This is a genomic window from Alitabrizicola rongguiensis (assembly GCF_021491355.1).
GTDB classification, from domain to species: domain Bacteria; phylum Pseudomonadota; class Alphaproteobacteria; order Rhodobacterales; family Rhodobacteraceae; genus Aliitabrizicola; species Aliitabrizicola rongguiensis.
This window is the reverse complement of sequence record NZ_JAKENF010000001.1, coordinates 395,638-416,725: the sequence shown is the minus strand read 5'-3', so window position 1 is coordinate 416,725 and position 21,088 is coordinate 395,638. Positions and strand designations below refer to the sequence as shown.

The window sequence follows — 21,088 nt, the reverse complement described above, 5'->3', positions numbered from 1 at the left end:
GCCGCGGAGGGTTTGGTCAGGGTTGAATGCGTCCGATCAGTTGCAGCACCTGCGGGCCGAGCCCTTCGACGATCTTCGCCACGCCGTCCCTGTTGGGGTGGATCCCATCCGCCTGCAGGAAGGGCGTCAGCGCGGCAGGGTCGCCACCCGCCCCGAGGGGCGCAAAGAAGCTCTCGACATAGAGCGTGCCGTATTTCTTGGCGAGATCGGGATAGATTGCGTCGAACTGCGCCTTGTAGTCCGGTCCGTAATTTCCGGGCGCGGGCATCCCGATCACCAAGACCGGCAGGCCCTTGGCGGTAGCGACCTTCAAGATCGCGTCAAGATTGGCGCGACTTGCAGCCGGGTCGATCCCGCGCAGCAGGTCGTTGCCCCCAAGTGTAACGATCAGAGCCTTGACCTCGGGCGTCAGCGTCCAGTCGATCCGAGACAATCCGCCCGCCGTGGTGTCGCCCGACACGCCCGCATTCATCACCGTGACATCGGCACCGTTCGCCTTCAGCCAGGCCTGAAGCTGCGGAACGAAGCCGTCTTCGGGTGGCAGGCCATAGCCCTCGGTCAGGCTGTCGCCAAGCGCGGCAATGGTCACGGGGGCGGCATGTGCCGACAATCCAAGGCAAAAGACCGCGAGAACCGTGAGCGCGAGGTTGCGGCCCGTCCGCAGAGCGCCATATCCCATGCACAGGCACGACCGAAGGGCAGCGCGCATGACAGATCCGATCCTTTCCCTGCGCGATGCGCGACTGACTCTCGCCGGCAATGCTGGCCCGGTCGAGATCCTCAGGGGCATCTCGCTTGATGTCATGCCGGGGGAAACCCTGGGTCTGGTCGGGCCGTCGGGATCGGGCAAATCCTCGCTCCTCATGCTGATGGGCGGACTGGAGCGCGCCACCGGCGGCGAGGTCCGCGCCCTGGGGCAAGACCTGACGGCGATGGACGAGGACCGGCTCGCGCGGTTTCGTCGTGGGAATATGGGGGTGGTCTTTCAGTCCTTCCACCTGATTCCAACGCTGACCGCGCTCGAAAATGTTGCGGTGCCGCTGGAACTCGCCGGGGCCGAGGATGCCTTCGAGCGGGCCGAGGCAGAGTTGAAGGCCGTCGGCCTTGGCGGCCGCACGCACCACTATCCGCGTCAGTTGTCGGGCGGCGAACAGCAGCGCGTCGCCTTGGCCCGCGCCGCCGCGCCCCGCCCGGCGATCCTGCTGGCGGACGAACCTACCGGCAATCTCGACGGAGCGAACGGCGCGGCGATCATGGACCTTCTCTTCGGCTTGCGCGACCGGCACGGGGCGACGCTGGTCCTCGTGACCCATGCGCCGGAACTGGCCGCCCGCTGCGACCGCGTGGTGCGGCTGGCCGATGGGCAGGTCCTTGCAGATGAGCGGAGAGCGGCATGAGGGCGCGAATTTTCTGCGAAAATTCAGCAGCTTCGTGGCACTCTCGGATCGGGGCTGGCGCATGAGGCTACCGCTTCCGGCCCGCATCGCGCGGCGCGAGTTGCGCGGCGGCCTGTCTGGTTTCCGCGTGTTTCTCGCCTGCCTTGCCCTTGGTGTTGCGGCGATTGCCGCAGTCGGCCTTGTCCGCGCCGCCATCGAACGCGGGCTGCAGGATCAGGGCGCGGTGCTTCTCGGCGGCGACGCAGAGATGGAGTTTACCTACCGCTTTGCCTCCGACGAGGAGCGCGCCTTCATGTCCCGCATCGCCACGAAGGTGTCGGAGGTTGTCGATTTCCGCTCGATGGCTGTGGCGGGTGACGATCGGGCGCTGACCCAGGTCAAGGCGGTCGACGATGCATATCCGCTGACCGGAGAGGTCGTGCTTGATCCGCCCGTGCCGCTGGCCGAGGCGCTGGCGACAATCGATGGGCGTCCGGGCGGGGTGATGGACAAGGTGCTGGCCGACCGGCTGGGCCTGGCCCCCGGGTCCACCTTCCGGCTCGGCACTCAGGACTTCCGACTGGGCGCGGTTCTTCTCCGTGAACCCGACAGCGCGACGGGTGGCTTTGCGCTTGGGCCGCGAACCATCGTGCGCACCTCCGATCTGGCGCAGTCTGGCCTTATCGGGCCCGGCACGCTCTACGAGACGATGTATCGGCTTGCATTGCCGCCGGGCACCGATCTTGAGTCCGTTAAGCGCGAGGCGCTGTCGGCCTTTACCGACACCGGCCTGCGCTGGTCCGACAGCCGGCGCGCTGCGCCGGGGGTGGAGCGCTTTGTCGACCGGATGGGGTCGTTCCTTGTCCTGGTCGGGCTGGCCGGGATGGCTGTGGGTGGCGTGGGCGTCTCGGCCGCCGTGCGCGCCTATCTGTCGGGCAAGACCGAGACAATCGCCACGCTCAAGACGATGGGCGCCGAAGGCGGGACGATCTTCCAGATATATCTCTTGCAGATCGGCGTTCTGGCCATGGCCGGTGTCCTTGCCGGGCTTGTCCTGGGCAGCGGGCTGGTTCTGGTGCTGGCGGATCTCATCACGGCCCGCCTGCCGTTTCCGGCGGAATTCGCGCTTTATCCCCGGCCGCTGGCCGAGGCCGCCTTTTATGGCGTGATGACGGCGCTTCTCTTCACGCTCTGGCCGCTGGCCCGGACATCGCAGATCCGCGCGGCGGCGCTGTACCGGGGCGAGCAGGGCGGGCATCGCCCGAAGGCGTGGCACGTCGTTATGCTGCTCGCCACGCTGGCCGTTCTCGTCGGTGGGGCAGTGTGGTTCTCGGGCGTCTGGAAGCTGGCGCTCGGGACACTGGGCGGCATCCTTGCCGCGCTTCTGGTGCTGGCGCTGGCGGCGCAGGGCGTGCGCCTTGCGGCACGGTGGTTTTCGAAGCGCGGGATCGTGCGCGGGCGGCCCGGTCTGCGCCTTGCGCTGGCCGCAATCGGCGGCCCAAGGTCCGAGGCAACCTCGGTCATCCTGTCACTTGGCCTCGGCCTGACGGTTCTCGCAACCATTGGCCAGATCGACGCCAACCTGCGCAGCGCGATCCGTACCGACCTGCCCGAGCGCGCGCCGTCCTATTTCTTCCTCGACATCCAGCCCGACCAGATCGACGGCTTCAGTAGCCGCCTGGCGGGCGACCCGGCCGTGTCGAGGGTGGAAAGCGCGCCGATGCTGCGCGGCATCCTGACCCAGATCAATGGTCGCCCGGCCAAGGAGGTCGCGGGTGAGCATTGGGTCCTGAACGGCGACCGCGGCGTGACCTATTCGGCGGCGCCGCCTGAGGGCACGAAGGTGACGGCGGGCGAATGGTGGCCAGAGGACTATACCGGCGATCCGCAGATCTCGTTCGCGGCGGAAGAGGCCGAGGAGATGGGGCTGAAGCTGGGCGACAAGCTGACGGTCAACATCCTGGGCCGCGATATCGTCGGCACGATCACCAGCTTCCGCCAGGTTGACTTCTCGACCGGGGGGATGGGCTTCGTGATGACGATGAACCCGGCGGCGCTGAAGGGGGCGCCGCATACGTCGATCGCCACGGTCTATGCGGCGCCCGAGGCCGAGGCGAAGATCCTGCGCGATCTGGCGTCCGCCTATCCCAATATCACCGCCATCCGGGTGCGCGATGCCATCGACCGGGTGACCGATGCGCTGAACGCGATTGCCGAGGCAACCGCCTGGGCCGCGGCGGCGACGCTACTGACCGGCTTCATCGTGCTGATCGGGGCGGCGGCGGCGGGCGAACGGGCGCGCGTTTACGAGGCCGCGGTACTCAAGACGCTAGGCGCGACGCGGGGGCGGATCCTTGGAAGCTTCGCGCTGCGGGCGGCGCTGATGGGCGCTGCGGCGGGGGTCTTCGCCATCCTTGCGGGGGCTGTCGCCGGATGGGCGGTGATGGTCTGGGCCATGGACAGCCACTATCGCTTCGAGCCCGCATCGGCGCTGGCCATCGTGCTGGGTGGCATCCTTGCCACGCTTCTGGCCGGGTTCTTTTTTGCGCTTCGTCCGCTGTCGGTTCGGCCCGCGCAGGTTCTGCGCGCGGCGGAGTGATCGCCCCGGACTGGCGGCGCGCCGGTCGAGGCGATAGGCTGGCCCCGACCGGGCGCAGGCCGGTGGCGGGGCAGGAGCCGGAAGGATGCGGACAGAGTTCGATCAGGAACTGGAAGAGCGGCTGATCCGCTATGCGAAGATCGACACGCAAAGCGACGAAAGCTCGCCGACCTCGCCCAGTACCCCGCGTCAGCATGACCTTCTGCGGCTTCTGGCCGAAGAGCTACGCGGCATCGGGGCAAAGGACGTGCGGCAGGCCGGCTATGGCACGGTGATCGCCACGATCCCCGCCACGGTGAAGGACAAGGTCCCGACCATCGCGCTGCTGGCCCACGTCGATACCGCGCCGGGCTTTGCGGCGAGCGGGGTGAAGCCGAGGGTAGTGAAGTCCTATAATGGCGGACCGATCCAGTTTCCCGATGCGCCCGACCTGATCCTGTCGCCCGAGCAGTTCCCCTATCTGGCGACCAAGGCCGGGGACGACATCATAACCGCGTCGGGCACCACCTTGCTGGGTGCCGATGACAAGGCCGGTGTGGCGATCCTGATGGCGACGGCACGGCACCTGCTGGCCAATCCGTCGATTCCACACGGGGAGATCCGCATCGCCTTTACCCCCGACGAAGAGATCGGGAGGGGCGTGCACAAGGACCTGCCGAAGGATTTGGCCGTGGACTTCGCCTATACGCTCGATGGCGGGCAACTGGGCGAGATCGTCGGCGAGACCTTTTCGGCCGATGGGGCCGTGGTGAAGATCGAGGGCGTCTCGATCCATCCGGGCGAGGCGAAAGACAAGCTAGTGAACGCACTTCACCTTGCGGCGAAGATCGTCGACACGCTGCCGAAGCACCGCCTGACGCCGGAGACCGCAAGCGGGCGCGAGGGGTTCATCTTTCTCTACTCGCTGACCGGGACGGCTGCGACGGCCGAGCTGCATTTCGCGCTGCGTGACTTCGACCGGGCGCTGCTGGCCGAACACGACGCGCTGCTGCGCAAGGTCTGCGAGACGGTGCAGGCGGGCGAACCGCGGGCGAGGATCACCTGCGAGATCTTCCCACAATATCGCAACATGGCAGACTGGCTCGACAAGGACCCGCGCCCGGTGAAGCTGGCCGAGGAGGCCTGCCGCCGCGCCGGGATCGAACCCTTCTCGCAGCCGATCCGGGGTGGCACCGATGGCTCGCGCCTGACCGAGATGGGTGTGCCGACGCCGAACATCTTCACCGGCATGCAGAACCTACACGGGCCGCTCGAATGGATCTCGGTGCAGGACATGGGCGCGGCGACGAAGGTGTGCCTCGAACTGGTGCAGCTGGTGGCCGCGAAGTGAACTGATGGCGGATCTGTTCGACAGCCCCTCGACCCCAGCTCCGGACGCGCCGCGCCCCCTGGCCGACCGACTGCGGCCGAAGACACTGGCCGAGGTGATCGGGCAGGAGGCGGTGCTGGCGCCGGACGGGCCGCTCGGCGCGATGCTCAAGGCGCACAGCCTGTCTTCGCTGATACTCTGGGGGCCGCCGGGCGTGGGAAAGACCACGATCGCGCGGCTCTTGGCTGCCGAGACCGACCTGGCCTTCGTCCAGATCAGCGCGATCTTCACCGGTGTGCCGGAACTTCGGAAAGTGTTCGAGCAAGCGAAGATCCGGCGCCAGAACGGGCAGGGGACGCTGCTTTTCGTCGACGAGATCCACCGCTTCAACAAGGCGCAGCAGGACGGGTTCCTGCCGCATATGGAGGACGGGACGATCCTTTTGGTCGGCGCGACGACCGAGAACCCGTCCTTCGAGCTGAACGCTGCGCTTCTGAGCCGGTCGCAGGTGATCGTGCTGGAGCGGCTCTCGCTCGCCGATCTGGAGCGGCTTGCGCAGCGGGCGGAGAAGGAGATGGCACGCGCGCTGCCGCTCTCCGGAGAGGCCCGCGAGTCGCTGCTGGAGATGGCCGATGGCGACGGGCGGGCGCTTTTGAACCTGATCGAGCAGGTCGCGGCATGGTCGGTGACTAAACCGCTTGGCCGCGAGGAGTTGTCACGCCGGCTGATGCGCCGGGCGGCGAAGTACGACAAGTCGGGCGAGGAACATTACAACCTGATCTCGGCGCTGCACAAATCGGTGCGGGGGTCTGACCCCGATGCGGCGCTCTACTGGTTCTGCCGGATGCTGGAGGGGGGCGAGGATCCGCGGTTCCTTGCGCGCCGGATTACCCGCATGGCGGTCGAGGATATCGGACTGGCCGACCCGCAGGCGCAGGAATTATGCCTGCATGGCTGGGAAACCTACGAACGCCTCGGCTCGCCCGAGGGGGAACTCGCGCTGGCGCAGGCGGTGATCTATCTCGCGCTCGCGCCGAAGTCGAATGCGGGCTACATGGCCTACAACGCCGCCCGGAAAGCCGCGCTCGAGACGGGCAGCGAGCCGCCGCCGCTGCATATCCGCAACGCACCGACGCGGCTGATGAAGGATCTGGGGTACGGCGCGGGCTATGCCTATGACCACGATGCCGAGGATGGCTTTTCGGGGCAGAACTACTTCCCCGAGGGGATGAAGCGGCCGGTCTGGTACCAGCCGCCCGAGCGCGGCTTCGAGCGGGAGCTTAAGAAGCGGGTGGAGTACTTCGCCCGGCTGCGGGAAAAGCGGCAGGGCGGGTAGGGGACGATTTTTCTGCGAAAAATCAGGGGACGGAGCGAAATTTTCGTAGAAAATTCGTCTTCGGGTCATGGTTGACATTGGCGGCAGGCAGAACGAGAGAGGCGGCATGTTCGGAACCATCCTTCAAGTTGCTGTCGGTGGTGCGCTCGGCTCGGTCGCGCGCTATCTGACCAATGTCTCGGTCATGCGCACGCTCGGACCGGGCTTTCCGTGGCAGACGGTGATCGTCAATGTCTTCGGCTCGTTCCTGATGGGCGTGCTTGTCGTCTGGCTCGGGCACAAGGGACTGACCCGGCAGGCGCCCTTCCTGATGACCGGGATCCTTGGGGGGTTCACGACCTTCTCGGCCTTTTCACTCGATGCGGTCACCCTGTGGGAGCGTGGAGCAGCGGGTCAGGCCGCAGCCTATGTGGTGGGATCGGTCGTCGTATCGCTCGCGGCGCTGTTTCTTGGCATGACATTGACGCGGGGAGTCCTGGCATGACTGGTGTTCAGATGCTGACCGTGACCGAGGACGAGGGCGAACAGCGCCTCGACCGCTGGTTCAAGCGCCGTTTCCCGCAGCTGACGCAGGGCGCGATCGAGAAGATGTGTCGTACCGGGCAGGTGCGCGTCGATGGCGCACGCGCCAAGGCGGCCGACCGAATCGTGCCGGGGATGCAGGTTCGCGTGCCGCCGCTGCCGGATGCCGAGGCGCCGCGACCCGACGGCGCGCCGCGCGTGACCAATTCCGATGCGAAGATGATCCAGGACGCGGTCCTGTGGATGGACCAGCACATGATCGTCCTGAACAAGCCGCCGGGCCTGCCAAGCCAGGGCGGCTCGGGCCAGGGCGAGCGGCATGTCGACGGGCTGAGCGAGGCGCTGAAATTCGGCTACAAGGAAAAGCCGAAGCTAGTGCATCGGCTGGACAAGGATACCTCGGGCATCCTGCTGCTGGCGCGGACCGACCGGGTGGCGCGCGGCCTGTCCGAGGCGCTGCGTCACCGCGAGGCGCGCAAGATCTACTGGGCCGTCGTCGCGGGTGTTCCGCATCCCAAGCAGGGGTCGATCAAGTTCGGCCTGATGAAGGCGCCGGGCCGGGGCAAGGGCGGCGAGGGCGAGAAGATGATCTGCGTCCATCCCGCGAAGATGGCCGAGTATCCCGACGCCAAGCGCGCGCAGACCGACTATTTCACCCTGTGGTTCCTTGGCAACCGCCTGTCCTGGATGGCGCTGGAGCCGGTGACGGGCCGAACACACCAGCTGCGTGCCCATATGGCCGAGATCGGCCATCCGATCCTGGGCGACGGCAAGTATGGCGGTGGTGACGCCGACAATGCCGGCGATGGCTGGGGCGCGGGGATTGGCGGGGACCTGAGCCGCAAGCTGCACCTGCACGCGCGCAGCCTGACCATCGAGCATCCGGTGACGAAAGAGGTCCTGACTTTCACCGCGCCGCTCCCCGAGCATATGGCGCGGACGTGGAAGACGCTCGACTGGAAGGAAAACGACGTCCCCGCCGACCCGTTCGAGGTGTTCAAGTGAACGAGTGGCGGCCCAAGCGGTTCTGGAAGACGGCCGAGGTGACCGAGGCCGAGGGCGGTTTTGCCGTCACGCTTGATGGCCGTCCGGTGCGCACACCGGGCAAGCATCTGCTCGTCGTCCCGACGCGGGCGATGGCTGAGGTCATCGCGGCCGAATGGAATGCCCAGGGCGAGACGCTGCGCCCCGAAACCATGCCCTTCACCCGCGCGGCCAATACCGCGATCGAACGGGTGTCTGTCCACAAGGCCGCGGTGGTCGAGGAACTGGCGCGCTATGGCGCTTCGGATCTTCTGTGCTATCGCGCCGAGGAGCCGGCTGGGCTTGTCGAGCGACAGTCGCAGGGCTGGGATCCAATTCTAGCTTGGGCGGCGATGGTTCTCGGGACGCCCCTGAATGTTACGAAGGGCATCGTTCCGGTTGCCCAGGATCCGCAATCGCTTGCAGCGCTTGCCGATCGGTTGGGGACATTCACGCCGTTCCAGCTGACCGGTTTCCACGACCTGGTGACCATCACCGGTTCGCTGGTGCTGGCCCTGGCCGTGGCCGAAGGCCGACTTTCGCCTGAAGAGGCGTGGCATTTGGCCCGGATCGACGAAACGTGGCAGATTGAACATTGGGGTGTCGATGACGAGGCCGCACAGGCGGAAGAAGTCAGGCACCAGGATTTCCTTTCGGCCGCTCGATTCTTCCGGGACTGCGGCTAACCACCATTGTCGCCAACCCGATTCTGCCGGTTTCGCAGGCGAAATCGCCAGCAATTAGGATGATTTGATGTTTTTTGCATCGACGCGCTGCGAGCCTTGACGTTTCAAAGCGCTTCGGCCCAAACTCGCCGATACTGAGCGGACAAATCCGCGCGGACAAAGCGCCCGACCGGGCCATAAAAATCCATCGCCCGACAGGGCGGACGATCAGGAAGAGGTAAGCATGAAGAAAACGGTATTCTTGGGCACGCTGGCAGTTGCTGGTGCGCTTGCGGGAGTCGCGTCGGCCGATACGCTCGCCGATGTGAAGGCGCGTGGCGAACTGATCTGCGGCACCAACACCGGCCTGACCGGCTTTGCTGCACCGGATGCCAGTGGCGTTTATCAGGGCTTTGACGTTGCGCTCTGCAAAGCCGTTGCCGCAGCCGTTCTGGGCGACTCGACCAAGGTGAAGTATGTCCCGCTGACCGGCGAGACCCGTTTCACCGCACTCGCAGCCGGCGAGGTTGACCTGCTGGTTCGCAACTCGACCTGGACCTTTTCGCGCGACACCGACCTGAAGTTCGATTTCGTCGCCGTGAACTACTATGACGGTCAGGGCTTCATGGTGAAGAAGGACCTCGGCGTGACATCCGCCAAGGAACTGGACGGCGCCACGATCTGCATCCAGACCGGCACGACGACCGAGCTGAACCTCGCCGACTGGTTCAAGGCAAACAACATCGCCTACACGCCGGTGAACATCGCCGACGACGCCGAAGGCCAGCGGCAGCTGGTCGCAGGCTCCTGCGATGCCTATACGGCCGACGCTTCGGGCCTGGCCGCGACGCGCGCGACGCTCGCCGATCCGGAAAACTACATCATCCTGCCCGAGATCATCTCGAAGGAACCGCTTGGCCCGGTCGTCCGCCATGGCGACAACAACTGGGGCGATATCGTGCGCTGGACCTTCTACGCACTGGTTGCCGCCGAAGAATTCGGCATCACCTCGGCCAATGTCGAGGAAACGGCGACCACGACTCAGAACCCGGAAATCAAGCGGATCCTCGGTGTCGAGGGTGACCTTGGTGCGTTCATGGGTCTGGACAAGGAATGGGCAAAGCGCGCCATTGCCCAGGTCGGCAACTATGGCGAGATCTTCGCGGCCAACATCGGCGAATCCACCCCGATCGGTCTTGCGCGCGGCCTGAACGCGCAATGGACCCAGGGCGGCCTGCAATACGCCCCGCCGTTCCGCTAATCTGATCGCCGGACCGGGCGCGCCACTGACAGGCGCGCCCGGCTCCTCTTCCGGGGTTACCCTGCAGGAGACGAGGCGCAAGACCTCGATAGGATCCGGGAAGAACCGGACCGCCGCAGGATCAGGGGGTTTTACGCATGGCCTATGCCGGTGACGCGCCGAAAGAATCCTTTCGGCTGAGCATGCTCATCTACGATACGCGGTTCCGGTCGATCACTATCCAGGTGATCGTGCTGATCCTGTTCGCGCTGTTCGTTTCTTGGATCCTGAACAACACGGTGCAGAACCTCGCGGCCAAGGACCGTGGCTTCAGCTATGATTTCCTGTGGAACCGGGCGGGGTATGACATCAGCCAGAGGCTGATAGACTATACCAACGATGACACCCATGCCCGCGCGCTTCTGGTCGGGCTGCTCAACACGCTGTTGCTGGCCTTCTTCGGCTGTATCTTCGCCACGATCATCGGCGTTTTCGCCGGCGTGCTGCGCCTGTCGAACAACTGGCTCGTTGCGCGGATCATGACCGTCTATGTCGAGGTCTTCCGCAACGTGCCGGTGCTGCTGTGGATCCTGTTGGCCTATGTCGTCCTTTCGGAAACCATGCCGGAGCCCAAGGATTTCAAGGTCACGGAGGCAATGATCGCGGCTGGCGAGCAGCCCAAGGCGCACATGTTCTTTGGCTCCATCGCCCTCACCAACCGCGGCACCAACATCCCCGAGCCGCTGTTTGACCGCAGTCTGGGCAATATCGACCTCGGCATATTCCTGGTCAGTATTGATCTTCTGGCAATCATTGCCGTTCTCGTGGCCAGCTTCGTCGCGTGGCGCAGACTGAACCGCCATGCCCATGTGGTGCAGGATGCCACCGGGGTACGCCCGGTGACCTGGTGGAAAAGCCTGCTGATCTGGGTCTTGCCGATCGTTGCCCTTCTCTGGGCGCTCGGCTTCCATCTGGGCTATCCGACATTCAAGGGCTTCAACTTCACCGGCGGGATCAACGTCGCGCATGCCTTCACCTCGCTCTTGATCGCGCTGTCCTTCTATACCGGGGCGTTCATCGCCGAGATCGTGCGCGCCGGGATCATGGCAATCCCGAAAGGGCAGACTGAAGCTGCCTATGCGCTTGGCCTGCGGCCCGGCCGGACAACGAGCCTTGTGATCCTGCCGCAGGCGTTGCGGGTCATCATCCCCCCGCTCATCAGCCAGTATCTGAACCTGACCAAGAACACCTCGCTTGCCATCGCCGTCAGCTACATGGACCTGCGCGGAACGCTTGGCGGCGTCACACTGAACCAGACCGGCAAGGAGCTGGAATGCATGCTGTTGATGATGCTGATCTACCTGACGATCTCGCTCATCATCTCGGGCGTGATGAACATCTACAACAACGCCGTAAAGCTGAAGGAGCGCTGACATGACCGACAGCTCCGACCGCTCGATCGCCTTTGCCCGCGAAACCATGCTGCCGGCCAGGGAACCGCCGGTCAGCCAACGCGGGATTGTCCGGTGGATGCGAGAGAACCTGTTCTCCTCGCCCATGAACACCATCCTGACCCTTCTCGGGCTTGGCCTGATCTTCCTGACGATCCGGGCTGCGCTGCCCTGGTTCATCAACGGTGTCTGGAACGCTAACTCGCTTGCCGAATGCCGCGCCATCATCGCTGAACGGGCGGGTCCCGATGCCTCAGGGGCCTGTTGGGCGATGATCCGCGAACGCTGGCACCAGTTCACGTTCGGCTTCTATCCGCCTGACCAGTACTGGCGACCGATACTTGCGTTCGGGCTCCTCTTCGCAGCCATCGCGCCAGTCCTGTTTGCCGGCCAGAAACGCAACCTCATGGTGGTGATCGCAGGCGTGGCGGCTTTCCTGCTGGTGACGCTGTATCTTGCCTCGACGCCTCTGCTTGCCTTCGTTTTCGCTGCCGCGCTGGTGATTGTGCTGGCGGTGCTGTCGCAGACGCAGCCGGGCAAGCTGATGTGGTTCACCGTCCTTTATCCGGCGCTCACCTTCTATCTGCTCTGGGGCGGGTCGATCTGGGAACCGGTGACCGCCATGTTCGGCTTCGTCATCATAGCCGTCACCTATCGCCTGCTGGTCGAACGGATCGGTGTTGCGGTGTCGTCTGCCATCGGGGTGGTTCTGGCCATGCTGTGGTGGCTGTTCATTGACGCGCATGTGGCCGATGCGCTGGCTTCTGCTCTGCCGCTGGCCCTGCCCAAGGTGAATTCCGATCAGTTCGGGGGTTTCCTGCTGGCAGTGACCATCGGCGTGACGGCCATCGCCTGCTCGCTTCCGATGGGCATCCTGCTGGCGCTAGGGCGACGGTCGGACATGTTGCTCATCAAGACGCTGTCCGTTGGGTTCATCGAGTTCATCCGGGGCGTGCCGCTGATCACCCTGCTGTTCACCGCGTCTCTGCTTCTGCAGTACTTCCTGCCGCCGAACACCAACTTCGACCTGATCCTGCGGGTCATCATCCTGGTGACGCTGTTCGCCGCCGCCTATATCGCCGAGGTCATCCGCGGCGGCCTGGCGGCACTGCCGCGCGGGCAGTACGAGGCGGCGGATTCGCTCGGCCTCGACTACTGGCGGGCGCAGCGGCTCATCATCATGCCGCAAGCGCTGAAGATCGCCATCCCCGGGATCGTGTCGACCTTCATCGGGCTGTTCAAGGATACGACGCTGGTGGCCTTCGTCGGCCTGCTTGACCCGCTGAAGGGCGTTACCCAGATCGTCCGCGCCGACATCAACTGGAAGGGCATCTACTGGGAGCCCTACATTTTTGTCGGCGTCATCTTCTTCGTCATCTGCTTCGGCATGTCGCGCTACTCGATGTCACTCGAGCGCCGGCTGAAGCGCGATCACCGTTAAGGGAGGTTTCCATGGCTGACTCCACCTCTGCCCGCAAGCAAATGAAGGTCAGCGACGAGGTCGCCGTCCAGATCACCAAGATGAACAAGTGGTACGGCACGTTCCACGTGCTCCGCGACATCGACCTGACAGTGCGGCGCGGCGAGCGCATCGTCATCGCCGGACCGTCGGGGTCGGGCAAGTCGACGCTGATCCGTTGCATCAATCGCCTGGAGGAGCATCAGTCGGGCCAGATCATCGTCGATGGCACCGAACTCACCAACGACATCAAGAACATCGACAAGGTGCGGTCGGAAGTGGGCATGGTGTTTCAGCACTTCAACCTGTTCCCGCATCTGACCATCCTCGAGAACCTGACGCTTGCCCCGATCTGGGTCCGCAAGATCCCGAAACGGGAAGCGGAAGAGACGGCGATGTACTTCCTCAAGAAGGTCAAGATCCCCGAGCAGGCCAACAAGTATCCGGGCCAGCTGTCGGGCGGCCAGCAGCAGCGCGTCGCAATCGCGCGGTCGCTCTGCATGAAGCCCAGGATCATGCTGTTCGACGAGCCGACCTCCGCCCTTGACCCCGAGATGATTAAAGAAGTTCTCGATACCATGATCGAACTTGCCGAAGAGGGCATGACGATGCTCTGCGTGACCCACGAGATGGGCTTTGCCCGTCAGGTGGCGAACCGGGTGATCTTCATGGATCAGGGCCAGATCGTCGAGCAGAACGAGCCCGAGGAGTTCTTCCTCAACCCGAAATCGGAACGCACCAAGCTGTTCCTGAGCCAGATCCTGGGGCACTGACGAAAAGAGGGGGCTGTCTGCCCCCTCGACCCCTGACGGGGTCTCACCCTCGAGGATATTTCCGAACAGAAGAAGATCAGATGACGATTTCGCGCGGCACGACGAAATCGAGCACCGCGGCGCGGCCCCATTCGGCCATTTGCCAGTCGGCGATGTCGAAATCCACGACCAGCGTCGCGCCGGTGGGGTAGCGGTGGAATTCGGGATTGGTTGGCGCACGGGCCACGAGGCGAGCGGCAAACTCGGCGATGCCGGGATTGTGGCCGATCATCATCACCGTATCTCCCTTGGCATGGCGCAAGACTGCGAGCATCACGTCCGGCCCGGCATGATAGAGCGAGGGCTTGAGTTCAAGGATGGGCGTGCCCGGCAGGGCCGGGGCGATGCCGGACCAGGTCTTGCGGGTGCGCAGCGCATCCGAGCAAAGCACCTCGTCGGGCACATAGCCGCGCGACGCGAGCCAGCCGCCAAGGTCGGCTGCAGCCACTTTGCCCCGTTCGTTCAGCGGGCGGTCGTGATCGGCCATGGTCGGATCGTCCCAGCTGGATTTGGCGTGCCGCGTCAGGATCAGGCGCTTTGTCATCTGTGGAACTGTCCCATGTGATAGGCCGACTGTTCGCGCATCCTTGCATGCCCGACCGAGACCGGGCAAGCGCGGCGCACGGCGCAGCCATTCGCCATGCAGTCCCCACCCGCCTGGGTGTCGAGGAAGGCGCGGCAGGCGGGCACATCGTAGCCGGCGCCGGTCAAGGCCAGGGGCGGGCAGGCGGTCAGGCAGGGCATGCCTTCACAACTGTCGCAGGGCGACGGGGGCGGGGGCGGCAGATCGATCAGCTCCTTCAGGGCCAGCGCGCCGCGAAACGACACCCAGAGACCGGCCTGATCGTGGACCAAGAGCTGTACCGGCGACTGGTGGCAGCGACCGGTGCGCGTAGCCCAGGTGAAGAAGGGATGGTGGGGCGGGCCGCCAAAGGGGAAAAGCGCCTTGGCCCCAAGCTCGCAGGCAAGGCGCCCGATGACCCGCCGCGACCAGCGATCGACCGGATCTGGCCTGCCGTCCTGCCATTCGTCGCTGGCGGTCAGGACCGGCCAGAAGCCCGGCCCATCCGGCCCGATCATCAGCAGCGTCAGCGTTCCCGACGGGAGGCCATCCTCGGGCGCCGCGGCAAATCCGCCTAGGATCGCTAGGCCCTGTGGAGCAAGACGGCCCTCGATCCCTGCAAGCGTCGTCATCTGCGGCGCGGCTTCACCCGCGGTTCGGTCGAGCGGATCTGCGAGCCCGCGCCGTGATCGGTGAACAGCTCCAGCAGGCAGGCATTGGGGATGCGCCCGTCGAGGATGGTGACCGCCCTTACGCCCTGATCCAGTGCCGACAAGGCCGTCTCGGTCTTGGGGATCATCCCGCCCGAGATACTGCCATCGGCGATCATCGCGCGGACCTCTTCCGGGGTAATCTGGGTCATCACCTCACCCGCCGGGTTCTTCACGCCCGAGACATCGGTCAGCAGCAACAGGCGGTCGGCCTGCAGCGCGCCGGCGATGGCGCCCGCCGCCGTGTCGCCATTGACGTTGAAGGTCTCGTTGTCGGCCACGCCGGTCGCGACCGGCGCGACGACCGGAATGATCCCGGCATTGTAGAGGTCGCGCAGAACCTGCACGTTCATCTCGACCGGGCGACCGACGAAGCCAAGCTCCGGATCGTCCGCCTCGCAGACCATGAGGTCGTCGTCCTTGCCAGAGATGCCCACAGCGCGACCGCCCTGATCGTTGATCGCCTGCACGATGCGCTTGTTGACGAGGCCCGACAGGATCATCTCGACCACCTCGACGGTGGCCTTGTCGGTGACCCGCTTGCCGCGCACGAATTCCGACTTGATGCCAAGCTTGTTCAGCATCTCGTTGATCATCGGCCCACCGCCATGGACGACCACCGGGTTCACGCCGACCTGGCGCATCAGGACGATGTCGCGGGCAAACTCGGCCATTGCGGCATCATCGCCCATGGCATTGCCGCCGAACTTCACGACGACGACCGCGCCGGAATAGCGTTGCATGTAGGGAAGCGCCTCGGACAGGACCCGGGCGGTTGCGATCGAATCTTCCATCGTGGTGGTCTGCTTTCTCATGCGGAGCCCCAGGGGTTCGGGCGGAAATGCGGGGTCCGTCCTAGCCCCTTTGGCTGGGCCTGCCAAGGGACTTGCCCGACGCCCTGCAATCGGGCAGCAAAGGCAAAAGCGAGGATGCGATGCCCTGGCCGCCCGGATTGGATCACGTTGACTGGAAGGCCATGCAGCAGGCAATGCTGTCGGCAAGGGCTGCGCGGCTGGCTGCCCGGGCGCGAGGCGGCGCTGCGCCAGGTTCGGCTTGTCAGAACGATGTTGGCCGAGATCGAGGTCGAGGCAGAGGCTATTGCAGACCGGCGATGATCGCGCGCAATGTCTCGATCCCCTCGCCCTTTTCCGAGGAGGTCATTACAATCTCGGGATAAGCTGCGGGATGCTTGGCCAGCGCGCCGCGCACTTGGTCGATATTGGCCTGTCGGGTGGCGGCATTCACCTTGTCGGCCTTGGTCATGACCACCTGGAAGGTGACGGCAGAACGGTCGAGGAGTGTCAGGATCTCTTCATCCACCGCTTTCACGCCGTGGCGGGTGTCGATCAGCACGAAGGCGCGGCGCAGCGTCACGCGTCCAGCCAGATAGCTTTTCAGAAGCGCCTGCCATTTGGCGACGATCGCCACCGGCGCCTCGGCATAGCCGTAACCGGGCAGGTCGACCATGTAGCGTTCCTCGCCAAGCGCGAAGAAGTTGATTTCCTGTGTGCGGCCTGGCGTGTTCGAGGCGCGGGCGAGGTTCTTGCGGCCCGTCAGGGCGTTGATGAGGCTCGACTTGCCGACGTTCGAGCGACCGGCAAAGCAGATCTCGATCCGGTCGGCCGGTGGCAGCCCGGACATCGCGGTGACGCCCTTAACAAAGGTGACGGGACCGGCGAACAGTAGCCGTCCCGCTTCGCGGGCGGCCTCTTCGGGTTCGGGGACAAGCGGGAAGGGAAGCTGGGTCATCCGAGGGTTACCTCATCCCCGATCCGCACCGCGCCGCCGGACAGGACACGGGCATAGACGCCGAAGTCCTGGTGACCAAAGCTGGTGTCGAGTGCCGTCAGGGTATCGGCATCCCATCGCCCGGTTTCCGGATCGGCGGTCGTTGCGCGGCAGCGGGTGATCCTCTGTTCGACCTTAAGCCGGACGGGACCGATCTGGATCTCTCGGCCGATCATGCCAAACTCTGTCCACGGCTCAAGGTCGTCAACCCACACATTCCCGCGCCAGCGATGGATCGACAGGTCGACCCCCATCCGCTGCCCAAGGTCGCGATTGCTGGCAAGGCTGAGAAGCGCGACCCACGGCTCTGGCACATCGGTCATCGGTTGGCCTTCGACCCTTACCACGCGGGAGGGGGCAGGTCGGTTCTCGGGCCAGAGCGGGCGGAGCCAGTCGACAAGCGCTGCGGCATCGTCGGCGCGATCGGGTGCCACGGTCAGCGTGCCGGCGGTGGGATGGCGGAGCGTCACTGTACGGCTTGAGGGATCCGAACTGCAGGCTATGGCCATCAGTTGCGCTGATGCCCATCCGCGCAGGAAATTCATCTTGGGAGCCCATCCGTCGGGCTGGTCGCCGAAGCGCGCGGCCTCGTGCGCCACGGCCCATTCCCGGTCGAAGGGAAAAGCGCGGCCCGCTGTGAGGGTCGCGCTTTCGATCTCTTCATAGCCCGCCGACTTGATCGGGTGGCGGCACAGATGCGCCAGCCGGGCGGTCATTTCTTGGTGTCCGGCTTTGGCGCCTTTGCGTCATTTGCGGCCTTGGGCTTGCGCTTGACCGAGGCCTTGATGTTGCCGAAAAAGTCCGGCTTCGAGCCGTGACTGCGCATGATCAGATACTGCTGCGCGAAGGTGATGGTGTTGTTGGTGATCCAGTACAGCACGAGGCCCGAGGCGAAGCCGCCCAGCATGAACATGAAGATCCACGGCATCCAGGCAAAGATTGCCGCCTGTGCGGGATCGGCCGGGGCAGGGTTCAGCTTTTGCTGGAACCACATCGAGATGCCCAGCAGGATGGGGAGCACGCCGATGAAGACCGTCGCAAGAAGGGTTCCATGCGTCGGCGCCGCCCAGGGCAGCAGGCCGAACAGGTTGAACAGCGAAGATGGGTCAGGAGCCGACAGATCCTTGAGCCAGCCGAAGAACGGCGCGTGACGCAGTTCCAGCGTGACGAAGATCACCTTGTAGAGCGAGAAGAAGATCGGGATCTGGATCAGCACCGGCAGACAGCCGGCCGCCGGGTTGACCTTCTTTTCCTTGTAGAGCGCCATCATGTCGCGCTGCATCATGGCCTTGTCGTCGCCGGCCCGCTCTTTCAGCTTCTCGATCTCGGGCTGAAGTTCCTTCATCCTTGCCATCGAGGCGTAGGATTTCCACGCCAGCGGCAGAACGATGATCTTGAGCACCAACGTCAGCGCCATGATCGCCAGGCCCATGTTGCCGATGATCCCATGCAGGGCGTGCAGCACACGGAAGATCGGCTTGGTCAGGAAGTAGAACCAGCCCCAGTCGATCGAGTCGACAAAGCCGTGGACGCCCTGCTCATCCTGGTAGTAGCGCAGCGTTTCCCATTCCTTGGCACCGGCGAAAAGGCGCGAGGCATTCTCGGCCGAGGCGCCGGGGGCGATGGTGACCGGCTGGTTGCGAACCGTGGTGCGGTAGATGTCGCTTTCGACCAGGTGCTTGGTCACGGCGGTGAAGGGCTGACCATCTGCGGGGATCAGGATCGTCTGCCAGTAATGGCCGGTGAAGCCGATCCAGCCGTCCTGGGTCACCTGAATGATCTCCGCCGGGCCACCTTCGGCCTCGATCACCGGCAGCTTGGCCACGTCCTTGTAGCGGGTCTCTTCCAGCTGGCCGTCGGCCATCCGTACGACGCCCTCATGCAGGACGAAGAAGTTCTGCGTGTCGCTCGGCACGCCGTGCCGGTCGATGACGCCGTAGGGATAGAGCGTGACCGGTGCGCCCGAGTTGTTCGTGACACCTTGCGTGACCGTGAACATGTAGTTGTCGTCGATCGCAAAGGTTCGGGTGAAGACCATGCCCTTGCCGTTGTCCCAGGACAGGGTGACGGGGCTGTCGGGGGTCAGCGTGCTGCCCGCGGTCTGCGTCCAGACCGTGTTCGGCCCGGGCAGGTCGGCAGATGCGACAGTGCCGTCGGATTCCCAGCCGTAGCGGGCATAGTAGGATTCCTTTTCGCCCACTGGCGTCAGCAGCCGCACCAGCGGCGAATTCGGGTCGATGGTGACGCGGTAATCCTTGAGCAGCAGGTCGTCGACGCGGCCGCCGGTCAGGGCGATCGAGCCCGAGACGCGGGGCGTGTCGATTGCCAGACGGGCGGTTTCGGTGGCCGCAGGCTCGGTCGCCTCGCTGGTCGCGGTGGCTGTCGGAGCCGGGGCCGTCGTTGTCGCCTCGGTCGCCGCTGCAGGGGCCTGCGGGGCCTGTTGCGTTTCGGGCGGCGGGAAGATCAGGAACCAGCCCAGGATCACCAGGAAGCTGAGCACGGTTGCGAGGATTAGGTTCTTGTTCTGATCGTCCATCTGGACCACCACCGTTCCGCCAGAAAAAGGGTCAGCCGGTGCTTCAACAGAAGGGTCGGCCAAGGTCAAGCGGATTCCCGGTTCACCGGGCTGTTCGGCAGCGACCCGCCGCAAGAGTCAGGCGCTGCGATGACCAAGCCGGGGCAAGAGTCCAGGCTTCGCGGCGTTGCCGCGGATCCAGTCGGTTGCCGCGTCGAAGTCCATCGGGCGGGCGATGGCAAAGCCCTGCACATGGCGGCAGCCAAGTTGTGCGAGCATCGTGTGCTCGCCGGCTGTCTCGACCCCTTCGGCAAGTGTGTCGATGCCCAGACGCTCTGCCATCGACAGGATCGCCGCGATCATCTTCTGCTGTTCGCGGTCGCTGTCGACCCGGGTGACAAGGCTGCGGTCGATCTTGATACGGCGCACGCCGAAGCGACGGATGTTAGTGATCGAGGCATGCCCCGTGCCGAAATCGTCGAGGTCGATGTTGCAGCCCAGACGCGCGAGTGCGCCGATGTTCTGAACGGTGACGTCATCGTCGGTGCGGGTGACCACGGTTTCAAGGATTTCGACCGTCAAGCGGCTGCTCGCCAGATCGAAGCGATCCAGTTCCCACTTGATCCGTTCCGGCAGCCGGGGGTTCCTCAGTTCCGAGCCTGAGAAGTTGACGGAAATGCAGGGAACGGCGAGGCCGGCCTTGTCCCACCGGGCGAGGGAAGTCAGGGCATGAAACATCATCACCTCGCCCAGCCTTTCGGCCAGCCCCGCCTCTTCGATCGCTGGCAGGAACTCCGCCGGTGGCAGGGTGCCCCGTTCTGGGTGATGCCAGCGGGCAAGCGTTTCGAACCCGGTCAGCTCGCCAGTGTCGGTTGAGATCTGTGGCTGGAAGTGCGGGCGGATATGTCCATCGTCGAGCGCGGCCTCCAGAATATCACGTCGCGCCTCGCGGTCGGCGCGGGTGCGCGCCATGTCTGGCGAGAAGCTGCGGATAGCACCCGGTCCATTGCGCAACGCCTCGTCCGCCGCGACCTGCGCGGCATCGAGCATGGCCCGCCCGGTTTCCTGAGGTGCGCGCGAGACAAGGCAGAACCCGACCGAGCAGGTGACATAGATCTGTGCGCCCTCGATGCTCATCGGCGCGCCGATGGCCGTTTGCAGCCGGCCCGAAACCTGCACCAGCGTTTCGAGGTCGAGCCGCCGGACCGGTCCAAGCGCCACCGCAAGACCGCCGCCTTCGAGCCGGGCCACGGTATCGCCCTGACGAAGCGCCGTGCAGATGCGTTCTGTGGCTCGCTGAAGCATCTCGGCCTGCACTGCGCGACCGTGCCGGTCGAGAAAGCGATCCGCCTCGTCGAATTGCAGCACAAGGCAGGCGGTGGTCAGGCCGGAGGCGCGTCCCTGCCGCAGCACGGAGTCCAGCGCGGCGGTGATGTCGGCACGCAGTCCCACCTCGCCAAGCGCGGCGGCCGGGGCCGGGGCCTGAGCAAAGGCGCCGGTCATCACGAAGACCATGGGCAAGCCAAGCGCGATGAGGATCAGCGTCCCCTCGCCGCCCAACCAGAACCCGGCAAGAGTAAGTGCAGGCAGGAAGATCATCACCTCTGGCCGCCGCAGCATGCCATTTGCGCGCACCATTGCGCGCTGGATGTCCTTGAGCTTTACCATCTGCTGCGTGCCCTGATCATCGCGGGCAAACGAGCGCCCGCAGGTCGAACGCT

Annotated in this window: 19 protein-coding genes; 11 read left to right on the top strand and 8 right to left on the bottom strand. The window is 65.0% G+C overall.

The window, feature by feature from the left end:
• Nucleotides 1–16: 16 nt before the first annotated feature.
• Nucleotides 17–709, bottom strand: a complete 693-nt coding sequence (locus L0V05_RS02040) for an arylesterase (RefSeq protein WP_234867973.1) — start codon at nt 707–709, stop codon at nt 17–19.
• Between L0V05_RS02040 and L0V05_RS02035 the strand changes: the two genes are divergently transcribed.
• The 11 genes from L0V05_RS02035 to L0V05_RS01985 all read left to right on the top strand — a co-directional run bounded on the left by L0V05_RS02035 (nt 708) and on the right by L0V05_RS01985 (nt 13,753).
• Nucleotides 708–1,397, top strand: a complete 690-nt coding sequence (locus L0V05_RS02035; RefSeq protein ID WP_234867970.1) for an ABC transporter ATP-binding protein — start codon at nt 708–710, stop codon at nt 1,395–1,397. The two genes, L0V05_RS02040 and L0V05_RS02035, sit on opposite strands and share 2 nt — an antisense overlap.
• 61 nt (nt 1,398–1,458) lie before the next feature.
• Nucleotides 1,459–3,975 (top strand): ABC transporter permease, encoded by a 2,517-nt coding sequence (locus tag L0V05_RS02030; protein WP_234867968.1) that lies wholly within the window; start codon nt 1,459–1,461, stop codon nt 3,973–3,975.
• An 85-nt stretch (nt 3,976–4,060) separates the two neighbouring features.
• Nucleotides 4,061–5,305: a peptidase T gene (gene pepT, locus L0V05_RS02025; RefSeq protein ID WP_234867965.1), complete on the top strand. Its 1,245-nt coding sequence runs from the start codon at nt 4,061–4,063 to the stop codon at nt 5,303–5,305.
• Nucleotides 5,306–5,309: 4 nt separating this feature from the next.
• The gene (locus tag L0V05_RS02020) at nt 5,310–6,620 is read left to right on the top strand and encodes a replication-associated recombination protein A (protein WP_234867963.1); all 1,311 of its coding nucleotides are present in this window, start codon (nt 5,310–5,312) and stop codon (nt 6,618–6,620) included.
• A gap of 106 nt (nt 6,621–6,726) precedes the next feature.
• On the top strand, nt 6,727–7,104 hold the full coding sequence (gene crcB, locus L0V05_RS02015) for a fluoride efflux transporter CrcB (protein ID WP_234867961.1): 378 nt from the start codon (nt 6,727–6,729) through the stop codon (nt 7,102–7,104).
• Nucleotides 7,101–8,147 carry an RluA family pseudouridine synthase gene (locus L0V05_RS02010; RefSeq protein WP_234867958.1) on the top strand — a complete coding sequence of 349 codons (1,047 nt, stop codon included), beginning with the start codon at nt 7,101–7,103 and terminating at the stop codon, nt 8,145–8,147. The genes crcB and L0V05_RS02010 overlap by 4 nt, the downstream gene beginning before the upstream one ends.
• Nucleotides 8,144–8,851, top strand: coding sequence for an ATP12 family chaperone protein (locus L0V05_RS02005; RefSeq protein WP_234867956.1), 708 nt, complete (start codon nt 8,144–8,146; stop codon nt 8,849–8,851). The genes L0V05_RS02010 and L0V05_RS02005 overlap by 4 nt, the downstream gene beginning before the upstream one ends.
• A 223-nt stretch (nt 8,852–9,074) precedes the next feature.
• The gene (locus L0V05_RS02000; RefSeq protein ID WP_234867954.1) at nt 9,075–10,091 is read left to right on the top strand and encodes an amino acid ABC transporter substrate-binding protein; all 1,017 of its coding nucleotides are present in this window, start codon (nt 9,075–9,077) and stop codon (nt 10,089–10,091) included.
• 137 nt (nt 10,092–10,228) lie between these two features.
• Complete coding sequence (locus L0V05_RS01995) at nt 10,229–11,503, top strand: amino acid ABC transporter permease (RefSeq protein ID WP_234867952.1); 1,275 nt, start codon at nt 10,229–10,231, stop codon at nt 11,501–11,503.
• Between the two features lies 1 nt (nt 11,504).
• Entirely contained in the window at nt 11,505–12,962 is a 1,458-nt protein-coding gene (locus tag L0V05_RS01990) for an amino acid ABC transporter permease (protein WP_234867950.1), read from the top strand.
• 11 nt (nt 12,963–12,973) lie between these two features.
• Nucleotides 12,974–13,753 carry an amino acid ABC transporter ATP-binding protein gene (locus L0V05_RS01985; protein ID WP_319937680.1) on the top strand — a complete coding sequence of 260 codons (780 nt, stop codon included), beginning with the start codon at nt 12,974–12,976 and terminating at the stop codon, nt 13,751–13,753.
• A 76-nt stretch (nt 13,754–13,829) separates the two neighbouring features.
• Here L0V05_RS01985 and L0V05_RS01980 read toward each other — a convergent pair whose 3' ends face one another.
• The 7 genes from L0V05_RS01980 to L0V05_RS01950 all read right to left on the bottom strand — a co-directional run bounded on the left by L0V05_RS01980 (nt 13,830) and on the right by L0V05_RS01950 (nt 21,035).
• A complete protein-coding gene (locus L0V05_RS01980) occupies nt 13,830–14,336 on the bottom strand; it encodes a SixA phosphatase family protein (protein ID WP_234867948.1) in 507 nt (168 codons plus the stop codon).
• A complete protein-coding gene (locus tag L0V05_RS01975; RefSeq protein WP_234867945.1) occupies nt 14,333–14,986 on the bottom strand; it encodes a ferredoxin in 654 nt (217 codons plus the stop codon). The genes L0V05_RS01980 and L0V05_RS01975 overlap by 4 nt, the downstream gene beginning before the upstream one ends.
• Nucleotides 14,983–15,879 (bottom strand): acetylglutamate kinase, encoded by an 897-nt coding sequence (gene argB / locus L0V05_RS01970; protein ID WP_234867943.1) that lies wholly within the window; start codon nt 15,877–15,879, stop codon nt 14,983–14,985. The genes L0V05_RS01975 and argB overlap by 4 nt, the downstream gene beginning before the upstream one ends.
• A gap of 280 nt (nt 15,880–16,159) precedes the next feature.
• Nucleotides 16,160–16,813, bottom strand: a complete 654-nt coding sequence (gene yihA / locus L0V05_RS01965) for a ribosome biogenesis GTP-binding protein YihA/YsxC (protein ID WP_234867941.1) — start codon at nt 16,811–16,813, stop codon at nt 16,160–16,162.
• Nucleotides 16,810–17,568, bottom strand: a complete 759-nt coding sequence (locus L0V05_RS01960) for an MOSC domain-containing protein (RefSeq protein WP_234867938.1) — start codon at nt 17,566–17,568, stop codon at nt 16,810–16,812. The genes yihA and L0V05_RS01960 overlap by 4 nt, the downstream gene beginning before the upstream one ends.
• Nucleotides 17,565–19,388, bottom strand: coding sequence for a membrane protein insertase YidC (gene yidC, locus L0V05_RS01955; protein ID WP_234867934.1), 1,824 nt, complete (start codon nt 19,386–19,388; stop codon nt 17,565–17,567). The genes L0V05_RS01960 and yidC overlap by 4 nt, the downstream gene beginning before the upstream one ends.
• Before the next feature lie 117 nt (nt 19,389–19,505).
• Entirely contained in the window at nt 19,506–21,035 is a 1,530-nt protein-coding gene (locus L0V05_RS01950; RefSeq protein WP_234867932.1) for a putative bifunctional diguanylate cyclase/phosphodiesterase, read from the bottom strand.
• Between the last annotated feature and the right edge of the window lie 53 nt (nt 21,036–21,088).